Annotated in this window: 6 protein-coding genes; 1 reads left to right on the forward strand and 5 read right to left on the reverse strand. The window is 35.9% G+C overall.

From position 1 onward, the window contains the following. Window positions 1-132: 132 nt before the first annotated feature. Both RTX25_RS14325 and RTX25_RS14330 read right to left on the reverse strand, forming a co-directional pair. Window positions 133-618: an ECF transporter S component gene (locus tag RTX25_RS14325; protein ID WP_312654592.1), complete on the reverse strand. Its 486-nt coding sequence runs from the start codon at window positions 616-618 to the stop codon at window positions 133-135. A gap of 187 nt (window positions 619-805) precedes the next feature. Further along, window positions 806-1,834, reverse strand: coding sequence for an LCP family protein (locus tag RTX25_RS14330; protein WP_312654593.1), 1,029 nt, complete (start codon window positions 1,832-1,834; stop codon window positions 806-808). Between the two features lie 367 nt (window positions 1,835-2,201). On the opposite strand from RTX25_RS14330, the gene RTX25_RS14335 reads away from it, so the two are divergent. After that, window positions 2,202-3,113 (forward strand): VIT1/CCC1 transporter family protein, encoded by a 912-nt coding sequence (locus RTX25_RS14335; protein WP_312654594.1) that lies wholly within the window; start codon window positions 2,202-2,204, stop codon window positions 3,111-3,113. Window positions 3,114-3,199: 86 nt separating this feature from the next. On the opposite strand, the gene RTX25_RS14340 is transcribed toward RTX25_RS14335, so the two are convergent. From RTX25_RS14340 to RTX25_RS14350, 3 genes are all read right to left on the reverse strand, one after another. After that, window positions 3,200-3,940, reverse strand: coding sequence for an NAD-dependent protein deacylase (locus tag RTX25_RS14340; protein WP_312654595.1), 741 nt, complete (start codon window positions 3,938-3,940; stop codon window positions 3,200-3,202). Between the two features lie 175 nt (window positions 3,941-4,115). Beyond that, a complete protein-coding gene (locus RTX25_RS14345) occupies window positions 4,116-4,700 on the reverse strand; it encodes a sigma factor (RefSeq protein ID WP_312654596.1) in 585 nt (194 codons plus the stop codon). Window positions 4,701-5,380: 680 nt separating this feature from the next. Beyond that, window positions 5,381-6,232, reverse strand: coding sequence for a hypothetical protein (locus RTX25_RS14350; RefSeq protein ID WP_312654597.1), 852 nt, complete (start codon window positions 6,230-6,232; stop codon window positions 5,381-5,383). Window positions 6,233-6,582 lie beyond the last annotated feature (350 nt).

A 6,582-nucleotide genomic window follows, 5' to 3' on the forward strand; every position in this document is an offset into this window, starting at 1 on the left:
ATCATACGGGGTTCTATTCTCTTTTATTTTTCCTACAATAATTTTACACTAGCAGGTTACAGTTAATGAGAAAAGAACAGCTTACTGGGCGCTCAAGGAAGTTACTTGAGGACCAGTAAGCAGCAATTCAGATTATTTGAATCTCTTGATTTTACTTCTAAGTATCACCATAGATCCGATTATACCGATAACCATGCCGAAGGCTCCTTGAAGCAGATTAAATGGAACTGCGGCGATACCGCCCAAATCCCAAAGTATAGTATCTGCTATGAAGTAACCGGTTGCCATGATGAGTTCTGCAATAGCAAAGGGTAGTACAAGTGATTTCCAGGTCAGTTTTTTGTCTTTAAGAAGAAGAGCTGGGACAAAAGCAACCAGTCCTTTAATCACAAAAGTGAAGGGAACATAGATCGCATATCCCGCGGCTATGTCCGCAAGGATTGATCCAACTGCTGCTGGAAAGGCTGCAAAGGGTCCAAGGATTATGGAACTGATGAGAATAATTCCGTCTCCCAGATTTAAATACCCATTTGGAATGGGGAAGGCAAGGGTATAAGTGCCTAAAAAGACTAAAGCTCCCATAAGGCCGCCGTAGGTAAGTTTACGATAATTGTTCATTGAAATCCCCCTAATTATCTGTTTATATCATCTATCCATTAGTATAACCGGTGGAAAGATGATTTCAAGTGAAATCTTAAAATATCATATAGTGTACTAATCAAAAGGCTCTCAACTTACATTCTAATTGATGGAATAAGAAAACCGCCATAGAATTACTCACTTATTCTATGGCGGTTTTAAACCTCTATGGAGTTGTTGTAGTCGTTGGAGCTTCATCTAAATAGATGTACTTACCCATGTTATGAATGGTCTGCTCACGGTTGAATACATAGTAGTATACACCTTTTATTTTCTGTCCTGATGAAAGTTCTTCCTGAGGGAATCTGTTCTGCTCAATTGTTCTGATTCCATTTGTCACTACGCTGCCTGCTAATCCAAGGATATCGTTGGATTTCATGTTTGTTGTGACAAGCGGTAATACCTTACTGAGTATTCCTGGATATGAGGTTACTGGACTGTTCAACATCTTCTTTATGATTGCTTCTATTACAGTTCTTTGTCTTTCCGCTCTGACAAAATCTGAATCTATGTATCTGATTCTTGAATAGGTTAATGCTTGAGCACCACTTAAATTATATGTGCCTGCACCTGGCAGTCCTATTTGACCAGCTTCTGCATCTGTAATATCTATTGATACACCACCAATAATATCGATTATTTTAGGTAATGTAGTGAAATTGACTGTTGCAAAATCACGTATGTCCAGATGGAAATTGGAATTCAGTGTTCTAAGTGCAAGTTCAGGTCCGCCAAAAGCGTATGCATGATTCACTTTATCCATCCCTCTATCTGGAATACTGACATACGAATCACGAATGATAGAAGAAATTTTTATTTTTTTAGAATTTTTATCTACAGTTACAATCATGATTGAATCACTTCTGCCTCTTTGACCGATTTCAGCATCTACACCAAAAAGAGCGATATTCTCTATACCTTTAACATCTTTATAATAAAAAGGCAGGTCACCTTCTACGCTTTCCGATTCACCTGGTACTTCAACTTCAGAATCATCATATTCAAATTCATCTTGACCTATTCCTAATTGATCATCATCCTTGGCAATTTCTTCCTGATTAGTAGAATTAAGTAGGTTCGTTATATATGCATATCCAAAACCGGATAAGAACAGCAATACTGCCAAACCTATGAGTAGTCCCTTTTTGCTGTTTTTTTTCTTTTTCTTTTTGTAAGTTCTTTCTCTTCTGCTCAATGTCATACCTCCATGGTATCAATAAAATTATGATTTCAATTACCAATTATACCTTCTTTTTTGTGTAATGTATGACAAATTAGATAAATTAAGAATTATTCAGTTAATCCTAAGAAATAATATAATTGTCTGCTTTAGGTAATGTTTCATCCTAAAACTGTCATAAATGTGAAGCAATTATAGTTGTTATTATCATTTAGAGAGCATTTGCGTACAAGTGATAATAATTATTACTGATAATTGTTCCCGAAATTATCAGATTGTTAATAGATTAGCTATAATTATATTTTTCAAGGCTTTACTTCGTTCATATTTTCTTCATAAAATAGACATAAGACAAAGGTAAAACAATAGGAGGAGAATTGACATGGAACAGAATATGTTGATTGATGAAATGGATATGATGCTTCAAAAAGATCTGAGGAAATTCTATGCCAATGAAAAGCTGGGTTACGAGGTATATAAAAGGCTTGCTGATGATTCGAGGCTAACATCTGAGAATTCAGATCTTCTTAGAAAAATTGCGGATCATGAGAAGAGACATGTGGAAATTCTTGAGAAGTATCTGGGAAAAGTTATCCCTAATGAATTTCATATAGAACGTGTTCTACTTCGATCAAGGATACTAGGATTTACATTTACACTGAAACGTATGGAAATCATACAGAGTAAAATCATCACACCTGAAGTCAGGGAGAAGCTTGTTGGTTATATTCCTGAACTCAAAGAAATATTTGTAGAAGAGGACATGATCGATAAGGAGCTTCTTACTCTTCTGGATGAGAAGAGGCTGGTATATGTCAGCTCGATGGTATTAGGACTAAATGATGCACTGGTGGAGCTTTCCGGAGCCATAGCAGGATTTACCTTTGCAATGAGGAACAATAGGATCATCGCAATGGCAGGTATCATTACAGGTATATCAGCAAGTCTTTCAATGGCTGCATCAGAATATCTGTCTACAAGGGCAGATGGTATAAAAAGCAAAAAGACTCCTCTTAAAGCAGCTATGATTACAGGTACCGCTTATGTCATTACGGTAACTTTAATGGTTCTTCCGTATCTGATTTTACCCAAAGAAGACTATATTTACGCTTTAAGCATGATGCTCGTAGTAGTAATATCCATCATTGCACTATTCAGCTATTATGTCTCTGTAACGAAAGGTGAAAAGTTCAAAGACCATTTCAGAATTATGGCGATCGTCTCACTGAGTGTAGCTTTTGCATCTTTTGTAATTGGTGTGATCGTGAAGAACGTGCTGAATATTGAAATCTGAATCATGACGAGTAGCAAAGAGAGTCCCTACCCTTATGATTTTTCTCGCAAGAAATCATAAGGGTAGGGACTCTCTTTGAAATTTAACTACACAGTTTTTTCACGCTTCAACATTCGATTTATTCGATCCATTGTGGTTCCGATACCATCATTGATTTCAACAACACTATAATGATGAGCATATGGTGTCTCATCTCTGTTGATGATGATCGCAGCTTTATGGCTCACGCCATAGATTTCAGGAATACTTGCAGCAGGATACACTTTGAGCGATGTGCCCAGAACGATGAGAAGGTCTGCCTCTTTAACCAAACTGAAGGCTTCTCTGATGTATGTGACTTCTTCATCATAGAGAACGATATCTGGTTTAAAAATCCCACCGCATATGCATTCATAGCCTTGCTGCAGGATCTGTTTTAAGGGACTACTCGCGTAGCATTTCTGACATGTGCAGGTAGCGAGTGTTCCGTGAATTTCGAGTACATTGGAGCTTCCGGCTTTCTGGTGCAGAGAATCGATATTCTGGGTGATGATAAATATATCTTTATCCTTTTCCCATTCCTTCAAAATCATATGTCCCTTATTGGGGGAGATTCCCGTAACATTCAGTTTCTCTTTAATATAGTTATAGAAGAGGTCTGGATACTTACTGAAGAAATTATGGGAGAGTATTTCTTCAGGATAATATCCTTCATAAAGAAGGCTACCCAGACCGTCTTTAGATCTGAAATCTTTCAGCCCCGACTCCGTAGACATTCCAGCGCCAGTAAGTACGACTATTTTAGATGCATTCTGAATCAGTTCTGCTGCTGCATTTATTTTATCCATGTTATCATTCCCTTTCTGATTCAATTTTACCATAAGAAATAAGTGGTGATGAAATTTATCTTTATTCCTGAATCTAGAGAAAAGCAAAAGCCTGGAACACCAGTACCAGGCTTAAGATCTATTTAAATGCAAGGTAAAATTTCTTTTTGATGTATTTTTTTACTGTAAACGGAAACTAAAACTCAATATCATCGTCGTTGGACGATTCCAGGAAATTCTTCATTCTCTTTAATGCTTTATCTTTTAAGTACCTTGATTTGCGGTAATCCGCATGATACAGTTCGGAATACCTTTTTATGCCACCATAGGGATCGTTTATGTAGAAGGAGACGATGTTCTTTTCTTCAGTGCAGAGTATTTCAAAAGCTTCTTTTATTTTGGTTTTACCATGGTTTCTGAAGAAAATCTTTTCGGTCTCCTCGTTGGAAACAAGCTTTTCAGCATACTTGATTCCATCTTTATCTTCTGTCTCGATACTGGCATCTTCGGGTTTAGAAAGAGCTCTTCTTGCTTCATATTTCAAAGCATTATGTACGCATTTCATAAGATAAGAAGGTGCTGTAGAGAGATGTTCTTCATTTATTTTAGGGATTCCTTTGATCACTGCCATATAGCAGATCTGGCGAAGATCATCATAATCATACTCCCGAAGTTTCATTTTACGGCACTGCTTAAAGATAAATGGCTCAACGGTCTTAATTACTAATTCAATAGCATCTTTATTTCCGTTCTTTGCTAGTAGAAAAATATTATAGTCCATATGTCCTCCTAAATTAAGATTATACCTTGCAATAATTAAATATGCGAAATTATATACAAAAGCATATTAATCACTTAGTACTATTATAATATAAGAAGGTCAGTTTTATACGTTTGCACGCGAAATTTGTTAAATATTTATTAAAGCAAGGATATTAGAATCATTTCGATACTTTAGATTATTATTAAATATGAATACATTAGGTTTTATATTAATTATATATTAATATAAATATACTATTTTATGGAAATAAAACACACGTTATTCGGCATCTATGTAGATCACATAAGAAATTCTTATCAGAAACAAAACCAGGATGGAACCAAGTAATGAATTGAATAGGCTATATCTAAGTGTAAGCATCCCGAAAAAAGTGATCATTACTGCTAATAATGTCAATCGATTCAGTTTTTGAAAGGCACTTGATCTTCTAAACATTGAGATCAGCAGATATACACCTGATACCCCGATAATGAAAATAATACCGAGAATACCTAATTGAAACAATATTTCTAGCATCTTTAATCTCCTCATCCGATAATAATTACTTTCATTATATCATGAGAGTTTGCATCATAATACATGTCGATTAAACCAGCATTTCATGACCTGTGTGTCCACACAGTTATGATATCAAAAAGAGACTTGGCATTAAGCACAAGTCTCCAAAATAATTATCGTTAAAGTGGTAATCGTTTGATCATGAATTTATCAAAGGTTTCTTCGACGTTAAAGTCAATCTCAGGGAAATTATGTTTTACAAGGAATAAAGTTTCGAAGACAATGGCATACAGATCCTCAATCGCTTCAAATTTATTTCCAATGAACATCTGCTTAAACCTCACTGCGATATTTACTGGTGCGATCTCCATGCTTTCCAGCTCTGGATACATCCATTTATATCCGCCAGCATAGTTCTTGTTAATAGCTGAAAGGATATTGAACAGCTTACGCTGTATTGCTACCATCTGAGCATAAAACTCTGTAGGATTATCTCTTTGAATATAAAGTTCAATATTTCCATTGTGGAGTTTAACGAGATTGTCGAAAATAACATTTATCGCAAGCTCTCGAGGATAGACGTTGGTTTTTTCTTTCCACACATTAAGGATGTCTTCTCCAAAGAGGGGGTATGCATAGGTAATTGTATCCAGGAAGCCTAAGGTCTGATAGTCTGCCAGATGAAACTCCCATGCATCAGAAATCATATTGTCATAATAATCGACAGTATTATGCATAATATCAATCTGGACATCTTTGAGAATAAGATTGTCCTCGTTCTGATCATCATCGATCTGGAAGATAAGGTCTGCGCCAATTGCTTCTACGAGAGCATGTCTTGTTTCCACATCAGGGAATATATCCCAGAAACATAAAAGTTCAAGATCTGAGAAGGCATCAGCCTGACCTCGAGATACAGAACCTCCAACGGCCATTGCCATAAGTTCAGGACCGTTGAATTCAACGTTTCTTAATTTCTCGCGAATTTCTTTAGCTAGGATAACTCTTGGATTTGATAAATCAATGTTCATGCTATTCCTCTCCTTTACCTTAAGAAACATATTCTGTTGTGACATTTAGAAGTTGTAATAATCTGACTTGTTATTTAATAATAACAGAAAGCAGATGAAAATGCTTATGAATATTTGAATAATACACTATAATTTGGATAATCCCAAGTCTATGCTATATAATTCAACAGTTTTGGATAACTTCAAGAAAAAAGGTTAAATTCAAAACTAACTTCCGCTTTAAACAGAAAGCTTAAATAACGCTGAAAGTGTAAGACTAACTTCCGGTTGGCAGGGTTCAGTATAAGCAATCCGCCCCCCATTTTTTATTGCTTAAAGATGGATGGGTTTCTTGTAACCAAGTCGGGATG

Origin of the sequence: Proteiniclasticum sp. (assembly GCF_032054185.1) — a bacterium.
GTDB lineage: Bacteria > Bacillota > Clostridia > Clostridiales > Clostridiaceae > Proteiniclasticum.

What these genes read in the sequence shown, in the direction of transcription:
- RTX25_RS14335 (WP_312654594.1), top strand. Translation starts at nt 2,202, where the DNA reads ATGGAACAGAATATGTTGATTGATGAAATGGATATGATGCTTCAAAAA.
- RTX25_RS14325 (WP_312654592.1), bottom strand. Translation starts at nt 618, where the DNA reads ATGAACAATTATCGTAAACTTACCTACGGCGGCCTTATGGGAGCTTTA.
- RTX25_RS14340 (WP_312654595.1), bottom strand. Translation starts at nt 3,940, where the DNA reads ATGGATAAAATAAATGCAGCAGCAGAACTGATTCAGAATGCATCTAAA.
- RTX25_RS14350 (WP_312654597.1), bottom strand. Translation starts at nt 6,232, where the DNA reads ATGAACATTGATTTATCAAATCCAAGAGTTATCCTAGCTAAAGAAATT.
- RTX25_RS14345 (WP_312654596.1), bottom strand. Translation starts at nt 4,700, where the DNA reads ATGGACTATAATATTTTTCTACTAGCAAAGAACGGAAATAAAGATGCT.